This window comes from Brevibacillus ruminantium (assembly GCF_023746555.1).
Taxonomy (GTDB): Bacteria; Bacillota; Bacilli; order Brevibacillales; family Brevibacillaceae; genus Brevibacillus; species Brevibacillus ruminantium.
The window spans coordinates 5,557,992-5,572,994 of record NZ_CP098755.1; the positions used below are offsets into that span (position 1 = coordinate 5,557,992).

The 15,003-nt window shown below is 41.4% G+C and carries 16 protein-coding genes; 7 read left to right on the forward strand and 9 right to left on the reverse strand.

What is annotated here, in order from left to right:
• Window positions 1–139: 139 nt before the first annotated feature.
• From NDK47_RS27200 to NDK47_RS27220, 5 genes are all read right to left on the reverse strand, one after another.
• Window positions 140–505, reverse strand: coding sequence for a GntR family transcriptional regulator (locus NDK47_RS27200; RefSeq protein ID WP_251872830.1), 366 nt, complete (start codon window positions 503–505; stop codon window positions 140–142).
• Window positions 502–1,158: an ABC-2 transporter permease gene (locus NDK47_RS27205; protein ID WP_251872831.1), complete on the reverse strand. Its 657-nt coding sequence runs from the start codon at window positions 1,156–1,158 to the stop codon at window positions 502–504. Before NDK47_RS27205 ends, NDK47_RS27200 begins: the two co-directional genes overlap by 4 nt.
• Window positions 1,151–2,005 carry an ABC transporter ATP-binding protein gene (locus tag NDK47_RS27210; protein ID WP_251872832.1) on the reverse strand — a complete coding sequence of 285 codons (855 nt, stop codon included), beginning with the start codon at window positions 2,003–2,005 and terminating at the stop codon, window positions 1,151–1,153. The genes NDK47_RS27205 and NDK47_RS27210 overlap by 8 nt, the downstream gene beginning before the upstream one ends.
• A gap of 189 nt (window positions 2,006–2,194) precedes the next feature.
• Window positions 2,195–2,659 (reverse strand): DUF8821 family protein, encoded by a 465-nt coding sequence (locus NDK47_RS27215; RefSeq protein WP_251872833.1) that lies wholly within the window; start codon window positions 2,657–2,659, stop codon window positions 2,195–2,197.
• 15 nt (window positions 2,660–2,674) lie between these two features.
• Complete coding sequence (locus NDK47_RS27220) at window positions 2,675–3,154, reverse strand: GyrI-like domain-containing protein (protein WP_251872834.1); 480 nt, start codon at window positions 3,152–3,154, stop codon at window positions 2,675–2,677.
• A 111-nt stretch (window positions 3,155–3,265) separates the two neighbouring features.
• On the opposite strand from NDK47_RS27220, the gene NDK47_RS27225 reads away from it, so the two are divergent.
• Entirely contained in the window at window positions 3,266–4,240 is a 975-nt protein-coding gene (locus tag NDK47_RS27225) for a helix-turn-helix transcriptional regulator (RefSeq protein ID WP_251872835.1), read from the forward strand.
• Between the two features lie 295 nt (window positions 4,241–4,535).
• Here the strand turns inward: NDK47_RS27225 and NDK47_RS27230 are convergent, their stop codons facing one another.
• The gene (locus NDK47_RS27230; protein WP_251872836.1) at window positions 4,536–5,480 is read right to left on the reverse strand and encodes a hypothetical protein; all 945 of its coding nucleotides are present in this window, start codon (window positions 5,478–5,480) and stop codon (window positions 4,536–4,538) included.
• A 226-nt stretch (window positions 5,481–5,706) separates the two neighbouring features.
• On the opposite strand from NDK47_RS27230, the gene NDK47_RS27235 reads away from it, so the two are divergent.
• On the forward strand, window positions 5,707–6,984 hold the full coding sequence (locus NDK47_RS27235; RefSeq protein ID WP_251872837.1) for an ATP-binding protein: 1,278 nt from the start codon (window positions 5,707–5,709) through the stop codon (window positions 6,982–6,984).
• A 275-nt stretch (window positions 6,985–7,259) separates the two neighbouring features.
• Here the strand turns inward: NDK47_RS27235 and NDK47_RS27240 are convergent, their stop codons facing one another.
• Window positions 7,260–9,359 (reverse strand): TIR domain-containing protein, encoded by a 2,100-nt coding sequence (locus NDK47_RS27240; protein WP_251872838.1) that lies wholly within the window; start codon window positions 9,357–9,359, stop codon window positions 7,260–7,262.
• Window positions 9,360–10,227: 868 nt separating this feature from the next.
• Here NDK47_RS27240 and NDK47_RS27245 point away from each other — a divergent pair.
• The 3 genes from NDK47_RS27245 (at window position 10,228) to NDK47_RS27255 (ending at window position 12,549) form a co-directional block, all read left to right on the forward strand.
• The gene (locus tag NDK47_RS27245) at window positions 10,228–11,514 is read left to right on the forward strand and encodes a toll/interleukin-1 receptor domain-containing protein (RefSeq protein WP_251872839.1); all 1,287 of its coding nucleotides are present in this window, start codon (window positions 10,228–10,230) and stop codon (window positions 11,512–11,514) included.
• Window positions 11,515–11,567: 53 nt separating this feature from the next.
• A complete protein-coding gene (locus tag NDK47_RS27250; protein ID WP_251872840.1) occupies window positions 11,568–12,029 on the forward strand; it encodes a DUF4231 domain-containing protein in 462 nt (153 codons plus the stop codon).
• Window positions 12,030–12,132: 103 nt separating this feature from the next.
• On the forward strand, window positions 12,133–12,549 hold the full coding sequence (locus tag NDK47_RS27255; RefSeq protein WP_251872841.1) for a TIR domain-containing protein: 417 nt from the start codon (window positions 12,133–12,135) through the stop codon (window positions 12,547–12,549).
• Window positions 12,550–12,699: 150 nt separating this feature from the next.
• On the opposite strand, the gene NDK47_RS27260 is transcribed toward NDK47_RS27255, so the two are convergent.
• Window positions 12,700–13,341, reverse strand: a complete 642-nt coding sequence (locus NDK47_RS27260) for a hypothetical protein (protein WP_251872842.1) — start codon at window positions 13,339–13,341, stop codon at window positions 12,700–12,702.
• 333 nt (window positions 13,342–13,674) lie between these two features.
• On the opposite strand from NDK47_RS27260, the gene NDK47_RS27265 reads away from it, so the two are divergent.
• Window positions 13,675–14,367 (forward strand): toll/interleukin-1 receptor domain-containing protein, encoded by a 693-nt coding sequence (locus NDK47_RS27265; RefSeq protein ID WP_251872843.1) that lies wholly within the window; start codon window positions 13,675–13,677, stop codon window positions 14,365–14,367.
• A 349-nt stretch (window positions 14,368–14,716) separates the two neighbouring features.
• Here NDK47_RS27265 and NDK47_RS27270 read toward each other — a convergent pair whose 3' ends face one another.
• Complete coding sequence (locus NDK47_RS27270; protein ID WP_251872844.1) at window positions 14,717–14,857, reverse strand: hypothetical protein; 141 nt, start codon at window positions 14,855–14,857, stop codon at window positions 14,717–14,719.
• Between NDK47_RS27270 and NDK47_RS27275 the strand changes: the two genes are divergently transcribed.
• Entirely contained in the window at window positions 14,838–14,999 is a 162-nt protein-coding gene (locus NDK47_RS27275; RefSeq protein ID WP_251872845.1) for a hypothetical protein, read from the forward strand. The genes NDK47_RS27270 and NDK47_RS27275 overlap by 20 nt on opposite strands.
• Window positions 15,000–15,003: the final 4 nt, after the last annotated feature.

The window sequence follows — 15,003 nt, forward strand, 5'->3', positions numbered from 1 at the left end:
TGCGGAAGCAACCTTTAAACCGATCAAAGCGGAGTTCGTGAAAAATCGCAAGTTTGAATCGCTAGCTCAGTTAAAAAGGAATTTGTCTAGTTTGGTGTTGACAATCCAGTTCCGGTGACCGAACAGTATAGAGGGACTGTTAATAAATCTTCTTCAACAACTCCATAACTTCACCTAGTGTGAGGCCAAAGGATTTGTAGTATAAGGTGTCGCTTTCCATTTGCTTTAAGATCAAATCGTTGCGTAATCGCAGCATCTCCTCAGACGAGAATCCGGCTACAAAACACCCTTTGCCTGTTACGGTATGGATCAACCCGCTTCGTTCGAGTTCTTCCCAAGCTTTCTTTACCGTAATGACACTAACGCCAAGCTCCAGTGCAGCTCGACGAATAGGAGGTAAACAGTAGCCGCTTTCCAGCTCGCCCTTCAGAATTTGGGCGCTTATTTGTTCGTAAAGCTGCTGATAAATCGGTTTTTCGGACGTGTTCGAAATCGATACGTTCATAATATCTCTACTTTCAGAAATCGTTTCACCGCAATCCGGTAGGCAATTAGAGTGAATGCAATAAATATCACAATGCCTACGATCAGAATGGATAGTTGAAGCAGCGTATTGTCAGCCCCAGAGCCATTGAAAATGTCGTTCACCCACGGACTCTGGATGCCGACCCATTGCGCAACTCCGGCAAAAAGCATAGCGGCCGTAATCGCTGCGACCGATGCCGCGCCAAACTTATACGCCGTCTTGTAATACATGGGTAGGAATACGATGTTGAAAATCGCGAGCATGACAAAACATAATCCCCAAAAACCCATGTGCGGCGCGAAGAAATAGTAGATTAGATGCGGGTATAAGCGAAGCGTAAATATGCTGAATATCATGGCAAAGACAAGGTGCAATAATTCCAAGATGACAACAACGGTTATCCTGGCTTTCACGATGTCTTTTTTGTTTACGGGCATCATCGAGCTAAACATCAAATCGTTCTGCGTTTTAAATCCGCCAAATATGTTCGGTACCGATATCCAACAAAAATAAAATGGAACGATAAAATAGATCCAACCAGGAATAAGTGTCAAGGCACCCATAAATAAGGGTAATGTGAAGAACCAAGGGTTTACTCCCAATTTCAAATCCTTCATCACCAAATTATACATACGCATCCTCCTTTTTCGCGAAATAAATCATGATCTCCTCTAGGCTTGGCGTTGCCGACTTTATTTCGGAGGATGGATCGAAGTCTTTGGCATGAATCAATCCGGTAAAGCCGAATGAGTTGATTTTGTAGGAAATCAAATGTTCCTTCACTTCGTTCAACTGACTCTCGCTGCCGCTGAGCAAACGATAGGACTCCATAAAATCGTGTTTCTCCGAACTGGCGATGATTTGCCCGTTTTCGATGAAGGTAATGAAATCTGCGCATTTTTCCAAGTCGGATGTAATGTGCGTGGAGAATAGAATGCTGATCTCGCCGCCAACGATGAGCTCTTGAAAAATATCCAACAGATCGTCCCTTGCGACCGTATCGAGTCCGCTTGTCGGTTCATCCAAGATGAGAAGCTTCGCGCCATGGGATAAAGCAAGAGCCAGGCTGTACTTTACTTTCATTCCCGTGGACAATTCAGCGATTTTTTTGTTTTCGTCCAATTTGAATCTTTTAAGATAGCTGTAGTAGGTTTCATCGCTCCAATTCTTATAGAACTTCTTCGTGATATTCGTCAGCGTTTTAATCTTGCTGCGCGTATAGAAATCGACACCGCTGAATGCGCATCCGATGTCCTGCTTCAATTCGATTTCGTGTTCAGCGATGTTTTTGCCCAAAATACATATCTCTCCGCTATCGATTTGAATCATGTTCAAGATCGATTTGATCATGGTCGTTTTTCCAGCGCCATTGGCACCGATAAAACCCATAATATAACCCTTCTCCAATTGAAACGATACGTCTTTTAACTGAAAGTTGGGGTATTTTTTATTTAAATTCCGAATGTCTAAGGCCAGCATTCCATCCCTCCTCAACAAATTGTGCATTTTGTGTATGCACAATGTATCACGAGGCATATTGTTAAGTCAATTGGTTTTTGGTCTAAATTTGGGTGTTTTGGGGCGCCACCCGGAAAAGTCCGAATTCACATGAAAAAGCCGCTGCAAGAGCACAAATACGTGCCTTGAAACAGCGGCTAGAGGCTTGCTTTAATATTCTCCTTTGATGACAAAAAACGAGCCCCGAATGGTTCCAGCCAGTTTAGACTTCTGCCTAGCAAACTTAAACTTCTCTTCTAGCTCCTTAGGTACCTCCATCCCCTCAGAAAGCTTAAAACCAACAGCCCGCTTCTTAGGGTCATCAACCGTATACATGACATTGATCCCCAGACCATCCTCATAAAAGACGTAGGCAAATTGGATATTTTCCACTTGAAAACGCGAGGTCTCCAAAGGTTTTGCCGAAAACTCAATATTACGTTCTTCCTTCAAAATTCGGTTCACATAATCAAGAGTCTCCTGGCTTTCGCTGGCTGGTACAACCGTAAATTCATGCTTGTATTTGTTCATAAAGTAACGGGCTTCATTCGCACGTAAACCAGCGAGAGCTTCTGCTACAGGTGAAGACTCTAAACCAACCGTAGACACATTTTTAAAATCAACGATATAGGACAAGTCCATGCCTCCTCTTTATTTCCTAACAACCGGAATCCAGATTTCACCGATTACCAAGCCGTCTCGCATCCCCATCTCGACCGTTGTATTTGGCCCTCCAACATAGGCAAAATCCTTTGCTTCAGGCAAGACTTGACCAAAGGCAATGCCCGTAAGCATATTACTCACTTCATCAAACGTCTTTCCTTCCCCTTTCACAACCAGATATTCCCCCTTGGGAAATTGGATCACTCTAGTCGCTTCCGGCAGCGTTTCCTCCGTCATGACGCCAGCATAATGCATCATCTTGCTATTCACCGCTTCGTTTACGGCAAAAATGTAGTCATTGGTGGCGATTGCTTTTAAAGTGTCTAGCCTTCCATCTTGTTTAATTGCCGACCAAAAGTCTGCTTTTTCCTTGTTAATGCCTGCAAAATCTCTGAATTCGCTCGTAATCTCAAATCCAATACCTAAAACGGTAAAGCCATCCTTTTCTACCAGAGTATAATCTGCCATAATCCAAAAACCTCCTCGTTTTTACTTGGATCAAATGATATGTCTTTTCCCTTGATGAGTTTATAATAGTCTTAAATCATGTCAAAAAATGATACTGTTTAGGAGGCCCCGATGAAAAAAGTTGAACGGATTAATATAATCATGCGGTATATCAACAACCGGGCCTACTTTACCATTTCCGAAATCATGCGAGAATTTAACATCTCTCGTTCGACAGCTATTCGAGATATCAGAGAAATTGAAGCCATGGGGATGCCACTTGTCGCTGAAGTGGGAAGGGCTGGGGGTTACTTTGTCATGAACAACTCTGTCCTTCCCTCTGTTCGCTTTACCGATAATGAGATTAAAGCTCTTTTTATCGCCTTCATGGCCACAAGAAATAAACAACTCCCTTATCTAAAAAGCCGTCAGTCTCTAGCTGAAAAATTACTCGGCCTCATCTCACAAAACCAGCAAGATGACCTTGTACTTTTAAATCAAATCTTGCTTTTTGAAGGAACCAACCCCCATAATCCCGACCTGCTTGACCTATCAGATCTCCCCCATCCCATGTTAGAAAAGCTCATCCAAATCCTTCTTTTGGATCGCTATTTATTCACTTCCGTTAAGGAAGAGAAGGAAATCAAGTCTTATCCCGTTTATCTCTTGCACCTTTATCATGAAAAAGGCGTTTGGCTGATTGAAGGCTTTGACTTGAAGGATGAAAAAAGACGGATTTTCCCTGTCGACAATCTCACCGATGTCAAACCATACGATACGAAAAAAAGAGTAAGCAGAAAAAAAATAGTAGAAAAACTAAGTAAGCAGGAAGAAGGTACGAACCTTGTCCTGGAACTTGGTCCAAAGGCGATTGCACAGTTCAAAAAATACCATCCTTTAAAAGTTTCCCTTTCCTATACGAATCCTTACCAAACCACCGCCATTCTAAAGACTTTTGTCAACGTACATCAACCCGAAGAGTTGACGGATATCACGAATTGGCTTCTTTTCCTAGGTGAAGATATCAAGGTCAGGGAAGTCCCCGAAGAGGTCTTGGAAGGTTTACAAAAGAGGGGAGGATGGATAAAAGAGGAGTTAGGTGGATAAAAGCAGGGGGCGGCGAAAAATGCGAAAGGAGCTTTCGCGGGCGCGACAAGCTCCTAGCAATCCAATTGATGGGTCGGTCATGTCTGCTTCCGACTCAGCCGTTATGGCTCCAGGGTAATCTCGGCCGCTGAGACCGCTGAGTACGAAAATGCATTCTGCGAGTTTTCCGAAAAATCTTGCCGTTACTTGTGGTACGGTTCACCGTAACGGGTCGGACGGTCAATTTAACTTCTGATAATTGATCAAGTCTAATTGAAATTCATATTTAAATACAAGACCATATTTATCCGAAAGGTTATTCATTACTCAAGTTGTTTATTTCATAAACATCCAATACTGCCTCTCGTAGGGATAATGCCTCTAACCATACTAAATCACTTCGATACTCTGTGAAATTGTGGATGTTATAAAGAATAGGCCAAATCAAAAGTATCAAGTATACTAGATTCCAGTTTAAAACACCCAAAGTCTGTTTTGATGCCATAGAGGCTTTTCCAAACAAACTTATATGCATACTCTCCATATCTTTAAAGGAAAAAGAGTAGGGGCCTAACATAACACATGCATATGAATTATGTAGATATCTGGAATAGTAAGTGTAACTTTTACTCCTTATTTCTTTCAGTTCATTTATTACCTCTTCAGAAAGGCCTAATTTCTTCTCTATCTCCTCTAAACTAGAGTTTAAACTGTTTATTGAAAAGTACTTACGCCAAATCCCTTTTTCTGCTTCTTCATTCTTTGAATCAAAGTACCTTTTAAAATTATCTTTCTCAGCAATTACTACAACTGTTAGCCATGATAATTCTAAAAGACCTCTTAAAAGAGTACGCGCTGAAGTATCAAGTCCACTATTCACAAGATTAACTATGGCCAGTGAATGATTCGCGATTTGCATCAATAAATTTTGTAATACGAAATTTGGGTCGGGTTTTTCATTAATTTCAAAAAAAGTTTTAGGAATAGGAGATCTACCATTTTGGCCTTGTAGCACAGCAAAACCAAGGTAACTTATACAAATAATACTTAAATATGAGAAGCTTGTTTCAGATTTAAGGTATTTGTTAGATTCCCTCTTGCTTATAATCTGCCTTCTTATTAACAATCTTTCAATATTTAAAATATCTGTTTTACTGATACTTAAATTATGTTTTTCTGGATTTTGAATGAATTCTTTTTGTATTCTTTTAATGATTAGGAATAGCAGTTTTCTAGTTTTTCTATGCTTAATTAAGAGCACAATGTAACATCCTTTCGAAATAAAATTTCAAAAATCAGTTTTAACTAGATTATTGTGCTGTATACTCCGAATCCCCAAACTCAAATATGTTTAATATAAAAGTAAAAATTTTTTAAAATTTCAAATAGGAGTTTTCAATCCAATTACGTATAAAGTTATAATTAGTGACCCATTTTATCTTATGCTATACTTGGTAAAGATATGTAATAGAAAGGAGGAGCGTACAATGGTTAGAAGGCAGTATGAATCTTCTGAGGTTTTTCAGCCTACTTCGTTCCCAGAACTTACATATGTAAATAGATCAATTAATGGACGAGATACATATGAATCACGATTGTCTAAAGCGCTCAAAACTAAAGGCGTCTTGACCTTAATTACCGGGTCATCAAAATCGGGCAAAACAGTTCTATGTCATAGTGTAATACCTACAGATAAAATTATTGAAGTGAGTGGTTCTCATATTCAAAAATCAGATGATTTTTGGATTCAGGTTGCCGAAATACTCGAGATGCCTTTAGAAGTTGAAACCACTAGTCAACAAACTTTTGAGAATAACTTTAGTGGTGAAGCTGGTGCAAAGGCTGGTGTACCTTTATTAGCGGATTTTAGTGGTAAAGTTACTTCGGGATTGAAAGAAAGCGATTCTGAAACGGTTAAAGAAAAACAGCAGCGAAGTAGCAACAAAATTATTGATTATCTGATACGCAATGAAAAAGTCTTGGTAATTGATGATTTTCATTATATTAACTCTGAAGTCCAAAAATATATTTCTCGAATATTAAAAAGTCAAATCTTTTATGGTCTAAAGGCAGTGGTTGTTTCTCTTCCACACCGTGCAGACGATGCTATTCGCTTGAATCCTGATTTAAGTGGACGTGTGAGATATATTAATATTGAACCTTGGACCCATGAAGAACTAAGAAAAATACCAAAAACGGGCTTTGATCTGTTGCATGTTGAGATTCCTGACGTATTCCTTGATTTATTAGTCAAAGAAAGTATTACTTCTCCTCAATTAATGCAACAAAATTGCCTAAACCTATCTTTCGTCTTAAACATTGATGAAGATACAAACATTACTTCCATAGAAAATGAACAAAGCATTTTTGAAGCATTTGAAGAGACAACTTTGGATCATGAGAATTACGAGGCAGTAATACGCAAATTAGTTATTGGCCCTGTTCAAGGTCGCAATAACCGTACACAGTATAATCTTAGAAATGGAAAGAACTTGGATATTTATCATGTTGTCTTATTTGCTCTCGCTGAAGATCCTCCATTAGTATGTATTGATATTGCTGATATACAGAGAAGGATTAATAATGTGCTCAAAGATGGTGAAAAAACACCAGCTACACTCACCATTTCAAACACTCTTATACAGATACAAAAAATACTTCATGAGAGTGGAGAAATGTTCCGTATTCTTGAATGGAAGGATCAAGAATTACATATCCTTGATCCATTCTTCCTATTTTATCTACGCTGGAGTTATAACAGATGAGATATATTATAAGGGCAATAACTTAAAATACTTTATCTTATCTAATAAATTGACCGTTTGATGTGTTACGTGTGAAAATCTTCACCGTAACGGGTCGGACGGTCAATTTTCTTCACAACCATAATAATAACCGTTTGATGTGCTACGTTTGAAAACCCTTGCCGCTGACTCGAACCAAAAAAGAGCGCAATGCTTGGCATCGTGCTCCTTTTCTTCTTACCCCTTGTTCTTACATCTAGGTTTGAATTCATCCAATGATATGTCTGCTTAAACGATCATCTTGCTCTTGACCCTACCCGTGCAATCTCTCTCTTTATCTTCTCACAAGCCGTTAGCAACGCTGCTTCGTAGTTACCGTCCGGTCTACTCGCATCGTAAGGGGCATAGGTGACTCCGAGCAAGTCAGTAGGAATGTGCAAGTCCCCCAACTCTCGTGGCGCCACAAAGAATGTTCGCTCCCTACCTAGCTTACCCATAGACAGCCCAAGCTCAAACAGCACATTGTCACGTACCATCGTTACTTGCTGATCCTTCGCTGTAGCGGCATCGTCAGGAGCAAACACGAACACTGCAAAATCCGATTTTTCTAAAGCATCAATCAAGCCATCTAATATGCTGCTCGACAACTGAAAATCATGGGCAGTCCAAGGAGTTGGATAAGTTTCGTCTTCTAGGTTAAAGTGTATAGCCTTCGCAAACTTCACATTTTTACCAGATGAGCCTATAAAAACAGATGGCTTCTCTTTAGCGATTGACATGGATGTAGCCTCCACTGAAAATGATGCGCTGAGGAACAGGTTGATATATTCCCTTAAGCGTTCCGCTACACTCTGATCAAAATTGTTATAATCCGATTCTTTGATCCGTCCCTTTTTATCCCCATAACGAAAATGCATATCAACGATACCGTCTTCAGCTACATTATGCTGAGTAATCGCTAATTCCAGTTCTCCCAACCCTATTCGGACACAATAGGAGACAATATCCTCCTCCACTTTGATGGAATAATAGACGTCCCGTTCACTATACTCCTTATGGGAGAATTTGAATTCCACTGTGCTATCGTAAACATTCATCTTCTCAATCGGACGTTGGTGATACTCCCCCTCCAATTGTTTCTTCAGTATCAGATAAATGTTACTTGTAAGTTTTGCCCTAAAGTGCAGGCCCACCAAATACCTGAATCTGAGCTTCTCCTTCTCACTTTCACTTAACGAACAACCATTGACGATTGATAAAATTTGGTTTATCTCTAGATTGCCGCCCCAATTGGTAATAGTCGGAAACCACCCCGTAAGTCTCTCCCCATATTTCTCGAGCAGGGGGACAATGAGATCAGGATAAAGCAACCCTATGTATAAACTGATCGTGTCCAGTCCATTATCGTCATTCCCCCGTTGTTGGAATCTCTCGTCTGCCCTAGAAACGTGTCTATAAAGCGCCTTGATATAATTAATCTCATGCCCGTGTAAGTGATTAAAATATTCACACAACCTCATCAATAACTCTGAATACCGATGATTCTCAAAACTTTTGATATTCACAAATTGACAGTAGTCAATAACCCGCTCTATAAACAATCCTTCCAGCCCGTATCTCTTCAGTACATCAAGGAAGAGCATCTTGTCCGTGGCCTGCTCCAGCATCCGATAAATGCGAATTTCCATGTCCAATTGGATAGTTGACGACAAAAGAGCAACGGTTGTCGGACTCGGGTGAATCGCATCTCTGAAATATTCAAAAAAAGGGGCTATATACTCAGAATGATCCTCATCTTTCTTGACCAACTGCTGATACCAATAGCGGACTTTCTCTTCTTCCTTTGCTGAGTCCCTATCCTCATGTTGAGCTGTAAGAGCTACGCCGACCTCGGCCAACAAGTATTGTGGGGGTTGTCCTAGTAAGGGCTTCTTATGAAGCGGAACCCCGTAAATATCGCGTACGAGACTCTGGTACTGCTCCTCAAAGGAACTAGATGATGACAAGTCGATATAGAGTCGGGTAGAAAGATAAGTAGGAATATAAGGTTGACCATCCGTATCCTTCTCGACAACGACAGGAATAAATTTCTCTTGTTTGGCGATGTCGTAAATCTGGGACGTAATGATGTTCGTCTCCGCTCCGACACCTCCTTTTCTCGATTCAGCCTTTTCCTTGTAACCTTTATCACATATAATCAGTACCTTATGGATCTCGTTGGAGGTGACCATGCTTTGCATAAAAACATGTACATCATGCCCCTTCTTAAGATCCCATATGTCTATCTTTACTTGAATACCGTCTCTAACAAGCATTTCCGCGAATATCCAAACATTCTTCTTATGTTCTTCGTTCGTCCAGCTATATGATATATAAACGGTTCGATTCCCGGTCATTATGTCACAAACCCTTCCATTCCAGATACGCGATAGTACTTAAACCCCCAAAAATCTTGAACTTAGCTGAATTTCCTCGACAATATGCGGGTACGGGTGCTCCCCTTGAAGTGCTTTGCATATTGAGCGATTCATAGAGCGCCTCCATCAGCTTCAACACTTAGTCAAACTAGCCTCCATCCCACAGTCTTAGGTATACATTCACCCCTTTTATTCCCCTCTTATTAAGAGCATGTAGTTTGCCTAAAATTCCACTGTTATTCACAACATTTATTCCATTTAATAATATCATAATTTGGTAAATGGTGGGCTTTGTTGTCGATTTACTCATAGAAAAACATCCATAACAAATCTCTAAGAGGCACTATTCATAATTTCCCCAGTAACTTTATACTTCCTCCAACACGACTTCATCAAGCTCTCCGCCACGAAGGCGTTCAGGATAAAAAGATTCATGAGCGTGATGCATGACGTATGAAGCAGTCCAATGGCCGTGAACGTTGCCAATCGGTTCAAAAAAATTTGATATGGATTGAAGCGCCTTTCCCGATTTTTACGCTTCCGGTTTCTAGAACTAAATCAAAAAAGTCGTGTAAACCCATAGAGATAATACGCTATAAATCGACGAGTTTGCCGAAAGTAATTCGATATCGGGTATTTCTAATTCTCTTTAATCATTACTGGACTAACTAAGAACACACTCCTCCGACGTAATAGATCATCAAGAGTAGTGAAGCAGACCAATACAAACACACGTTCTTTACAAATGGAAATATTTATAATATACTATTATCTATCATTCGACTTCGCCAATTGCTATCAAGTAGTTTTTCAAAATCTTTTAAAAGTTTACGAGGTGATGCTTCAAATGCTTAAAGTATTTATTAGCCACTCTCATGATGAAAAAGACTTGGCTCTAGCGTGGCAAACTTTACTAGATCATGTATCTCAAGGAGCTATTGAGGTCTGGCTTTCTAGTGATACAAAGCCCTCCGGGGGAATGAAAATAGGCGCAGAGTGGCGTGACAGTATTTACGAAAAGCTATCTGCGGCTGATTATGTGATTGCAATCATTAGTCCAAGAAGTATAGAGAGACCATGGATTCTGTGGGAATGTGGCGTTGCTAGTGGGACAAATAAAGAGAGAGGATTAATACCTGTGGTATACTCTATGCCTCTTTCAGATTTTGAAGGACCTTTATCATCCTATCAAGCGTATTCTGGAGAAGAAAAAGATAGAATTATTGAAATATGTGAAAGATTGCTTGTAGAGGCTAAACTAACACCCAAAAAACAGTATTGGGAACCGATTTTAGACACATACATTGGTTCGGTGCGTCTACATAGGCCACCTCGTAATGCTGGTCCGACGGCCGTTTCTATTTGGATGCGAAGAGTCGAATCTTACTTAAATTCTGGTAGGATTTCGGAACTTCCATCGTTAGTAGATTCTATGTATTCTTCATTGGGAACAGATAGTGCTGTAGATGTACAAATTCATGAGTTGTTAAGCCAAGTATTTTTGGAGACGAAAAATTACGGAATGGCATTTAATGAAGTTATGAAGGCTCTTGAAATTTTGCCAGACGATCTGGGGCTACTTCATAGGAAAGTTCTCATTTTGCTTGAACAGGGAGAGCATGGCCAGGCAAAAGAAAGTTTAGATTTTATTTATCGTGATTTCCCTGATGCGAGATTTTTACCAGAAATAGCTGGTCTCGAAGGAAGATTACATAGAGAATTATTTGAAACTACTGGTCGGAAAGAAGAACTCGAAATTGCAATTTCAGCCTATGAAGTAGCATATCAAAAAGATTCTTATAGTTATTATTGTGGTGTTAATGCTGTTACCCTTAAATTACTTGCAGGAAGATTAGAAGAAGCGCGGGACTTAGCTGCAAACGTACTAAAAGTTTGTCATGATTTATTGACGCATGATAAAGTCTCCTTTTGGTTGGACTTTACAGTAGGTGAGTTGTTTCTTGTCCTTGGTAAATATGAAAATGCATTAGAATCGTATGGTATTGGTTTAAAGCGTAATCCATCGCCAAGGGAACGACAAAAAGAATCCGCATTAAAAGGGGTTCGACGTATTTTCACCAGCGCAGAGTTAGATACAAAATATCTTTCCAGTTTTGAAGGTATATTGAAGTAGGCGGTGGAAAATGAAGTCCATAGATGTTTCGACTCATAATCCTAGGTGCAATCATGAGTGGATTTAGTGAAAACACAACTATGTCTCCAAGTGAATACATCAAAATGCGCTTAGACGAACAAATAGATTGGTATGACAATAAAAGTACTCATGCTCGTAAAATTTATAAAAGGTTGCAAACTTGGGAAATCATCTTTGCCGCAGTCATTCCTCTTTTGAGTGGATATGTTTCTAATCACTGGTTAGTTCCGTTTGCAATAGCTCTGATAGGCTCAATAATTGTCATTATTGCATCTATTACTAGACTAGGAGGTTATCACGAAAATTGGATGCAGTATCGAGCTACTTGTGAATTGCTTAGGCATGAAAAGTACCTCTATCTTACCGGTACTACTCCGTACGAAGAACGCTCCTTCCATTTGTTGGTTGAAAGGGTGGAAAGCATCATATCATCAGAAAATATTAATTGGTCACAACTCGCATCCTCTAGTTCTAACAAGAATAAACCAAATTAACTTTGAATGAATTATTATGTTACTATTTGAAATAATTTTCGATTTGAGACGAACTTTTCCCTTTGTCAGTATAATTCCATATTAAAAGGAGTGTAAGTAGATTATGAAGACATATAACATTTTTATCAGCCATGCTTGGAAATACACAGAACATTATAACAAAGTAGTTCAATGGCTTAATGAAGCTCAATCTGAAGGAAAGTTTAACTGGAAAAACTATTCAGTTCCAGAACATGATCCATTAATTGATCCTAATACATCGAGTGGAAAGACTAAGCTGAAAAATGCACTTGACGCTCAAATCAAACCAGCATCTATTGTAATTATTTTAGCAGGTATGTATGCTGCACATAGTGATTGGATTGATTTTGAAATCGACACTGCAGTATCCTACGAGAAATACATAATCGGTGTTAAACCATGGGGACAAGAGCGAATTCCTACAAAAGTCTCTAATAATGCAGACATCATGGTCGGTTGGAATAAAAGTTCTGTTGTTGACGCAGTTGCAGCAAGATAAACTTTTTATTCAATATAGGAACCCCCACAGCCTTAAACGCTAGCAGGGATTCTTCATTTACTATTATGATGTAAGACGGCTTATAGTCATAGTTCCTCAAAATGACGCGGCGAAAAAAATCAGGCCCATTTTTCCGGGACCTGATTTTTTTTATTTCTTTACATAACCGGCTTCTAACTGATACGTTAGGTGCATTGGATTAAGCGACATCACATCCATACCGTACACGTTTCTTCCTTTTAGACTATAACAGGTTGGGAAATTCGATAAAATTTCATCCGCGCGGTGAGCTGTAAAACATATTAATTTTACTTGATTCTTTTCGGCCACTTCGAAAATCGGTTTTAGGATATGACCGGAAGAAGCTTTGCCAAACGGGTTGTCCGCAACAATGGTTTTGAAGACATTATATTTGCCGTCCGCTTGTTTCCGTACGTGATTGACCATGATCATATACATGGTCAAATACACTGCGTACTGCTCTCCACCTGACCAATTATGAACCTTGTCCCACTCCTCGTATTCGTCACCTTTTGGTACGATAATGTCCTCTTTTCTTGGTTTAAAGGCGGTAATTTTGCAAGACGAAAGAGGGGCGACTTGATTTACGAGATTCCGAGTGCTAAGGCTCTCTTCGATATACCGCCTTCTCTTTTCGATATCTTCTTTTGTTTGAGCCTCTTCAATAACTTCGTCCAAGTGCTTGCGAATGGCTTCGCTAGGCTCCTCTACGTTCGACCAATCAATATTCACCCCGAGTTCAAAGCTTCGCCTGCAAGCAATGGCGAACATGTGCGCCCCGACTCCGACAAACTCTTTAATCTGTGAACCAATGTTCCATGGCGTTCGACTTCCAGGGAAATTAGCCCTTTGGTGGTAGCGTCCCTTGCATCATCAGCATATACACCTCAAGTAGCCGGCCTGCACAGGAATATCCAGTCCAAGCCGCTCCATCCTTCACTCCTCGAAGTCAGCGACACGTCCGGCACGGAAACTTTCTCCCGGTCAAATATCAAACTAAACACCTCTGACGAATCAAGATGCGACACAATCCATCAAATATATGGATTATTTTCCTGCTTGGAAGTAATATATAACTAGAAAATCATATTAGGAGGTAGGGACATGGCTAGATGCACAGCTCCAGTAAATGGACATCGCTCAGCGAGTGCCGCAGCCAACTGCCCAGCGTGTGGTGGGCGTTATGGCCGCTATAGTGGCTACGGGTCGTACTCGCCTCCGTCTTACTCCCCGTCCCTGAGTGGGGACGGCCGAAGCAACGGCGGAGGTTCCGGCCGCAGTGCAAAGCCACACTGGTCGGGAGCAGGTTCGTCCGTGAGATACACGCCTGAAGAAGTTCGGGCACTCACACCAGTCCGCAACAGCGTCGAAAACCTAGCAAAGCTGCCTGACCTTAGGGACGTCTTCCTCTGCCATGCGTGGGACGACCGGCAAGGGGCCGCCAAGGAGCTGCACGATCTGCTTGAGTCACGTGGTGTCTCCGTCTGGTTCAGCGAGAAGGACGTTGGCCTCGGCATGCCGTTGCTTCGCGCCATCGACAAGGGCTTGGCGAACTCGCGAATTGGGATTGTGCTGGTGACCCCTGCGCTGCTACGCCGCCTCCCAGCAGAGGGCATCGCCGACAAAGAACTTTCGGCACTCCTCGCTCGTGAGCGGCTCGTTCCGATTGTGCACGAGACAACGTATGAAGCTCTCCGCGAAGTCAGTCCCTTGCTCGGATCACGAAGCGGCCTGGACACTGCAGAAGAGCCAATGGCAGACGTCGCGGCCAAGCTCGCAGAGCTGGTCGCCCTCTAAGCTCTGTTTGTCAACCCAGGTTTGCTATTCAGATGGGGCTGCTTGGACGCACTGCCGTTTGTCGGTTACTTGGCGAACGCGGTTGCACCAAGGTTAGTGAGCAGGTGATCTAACGTTCTAAAAGCGACTCCAAGCGACCCAGGAAAGCGACGTGACCGCTTTCCTGGGTGCCTGAGCCGCGGCGATAGGGTCTGCTCTGTCAAGGCAAAAGTGACTTTGATCATATTGAACCGTTTCGGGCGGATCACTTCTTTCCCTAGGCGCTTGGAATTTACCATGTTCCGTCATCCCGACACTCCGACAGCGTCTGTATTTAGCCGCTTCGTACAGCTACGATTGGCAGACGATCTTACTGGAAGAATCGGCCGACTTGATTCGTTCGCTTCAGACGCCACTCACTCCCGTTCAGGTAACCGATCGGCAAAGCAACCAGCAGTTTTGGTTGCCGCTGGATCTGGATGTCTCTCCGTTTGACAATAGCAAAACCCAAAAAAGGGGTCTTCCTTACGTATAAAAAGGTTGACGGTTACTCTCCCTTCTTCGCCTATCTCGGACAAGAAGGGTACGGCATCAATGTCAATTTGCGTGAAGGCAGCAAGCATGTGCAGAAAGAAGCAGACGCCTTCTTGTAGCAAA

Excerpts from the sequence above, each read along its gene's own strand:
- NDK47_RS27240 (WP_251872838.1), bottom strand. The coding sequence starts at position 9,359 with ATGACCGGGAATCGAACCGTTTATATATCATATAGCTGGACGAACGAA.
- NDK47_RS27210 (WP_251872832.1), bottom strand. The coding sequence starts at position 2,005 with ATGCTGGCCTTAGACATTCGGAATTTAAATAAAAAATACCCCAACTTT.
- NDK47_RS27225 (WP_251872835.1), top strand. The coding sequence starts at position 3,266 with ATGAAAAAAGTTGAACGGATTAATATAATCATGCGGTATATCAACAAC.
- NDK47_RS27200 (WP_251872830.1), bottom strand. The coding sequence starts at position 505 with ATGAACGTATCGATTTCGAACACGTCCGAAAAACCGATTTATCAGCAG.
- NDK47_RS27255 (WP_251872841.1), top strand. The coding sequence starts at position 12,133 with ATGAAGACATATAACATTTTTATCAGCCATGCTTGGAAATACACAGAA.
- NDK47_RS27205 (WP_251872831.1), bottom strand. The coding sequence starts at position 1,158 with ATGTATAATTTGGTGATGAAGGATTTGAAATTGGGAGTAAACCCTTGG.
- NDK47_RS27235 (WP_251872837.1), top strand. The coding sequence starts at position 5,707 with ATGGTTAGAAGGCAGTATGAATCTTCTGAGGTTTTTCAGCCTACTTCG.
- NDK47_RS27260 (WP_251872842.1), bottom strand. The coding sequence starts at position 13,341 with ATGTTCGCCATTGCTTGCAGGCGAAGCTTTGAACTCGGGGTGAATATT.
- NDK47_RS27245 (WP_251872839.1), top strand. The coding sequence starts at position 10,228 with ATGCTTAAAGTATTTATTAGCCACTCTCATGATGAAAAAGACTTGGCT.
- NDK47_RS27265 (WP_251872843.1), top strand. The coding sequence starts at position 13,675 with ATGGCTAGATGCACAGCTCCAGTAAATGGACATCGCTCAGCGAGTGCC.
- NDK47_RS27220 (WP_251872834.1), bottom strand. The coding sequence starts at position 3,154 with ATGGCAGATTATACTCTGGTAGAAAAGGATGGCTTTACCGTTTTAGGT.
- NDK47_RS27250 (WP_251872840.1), top strand. The coding sequence starts at position 11,568 with ATGAGTGGATTTAGTGAAAACACAACTATGTCTCCAAGTGAATACATC.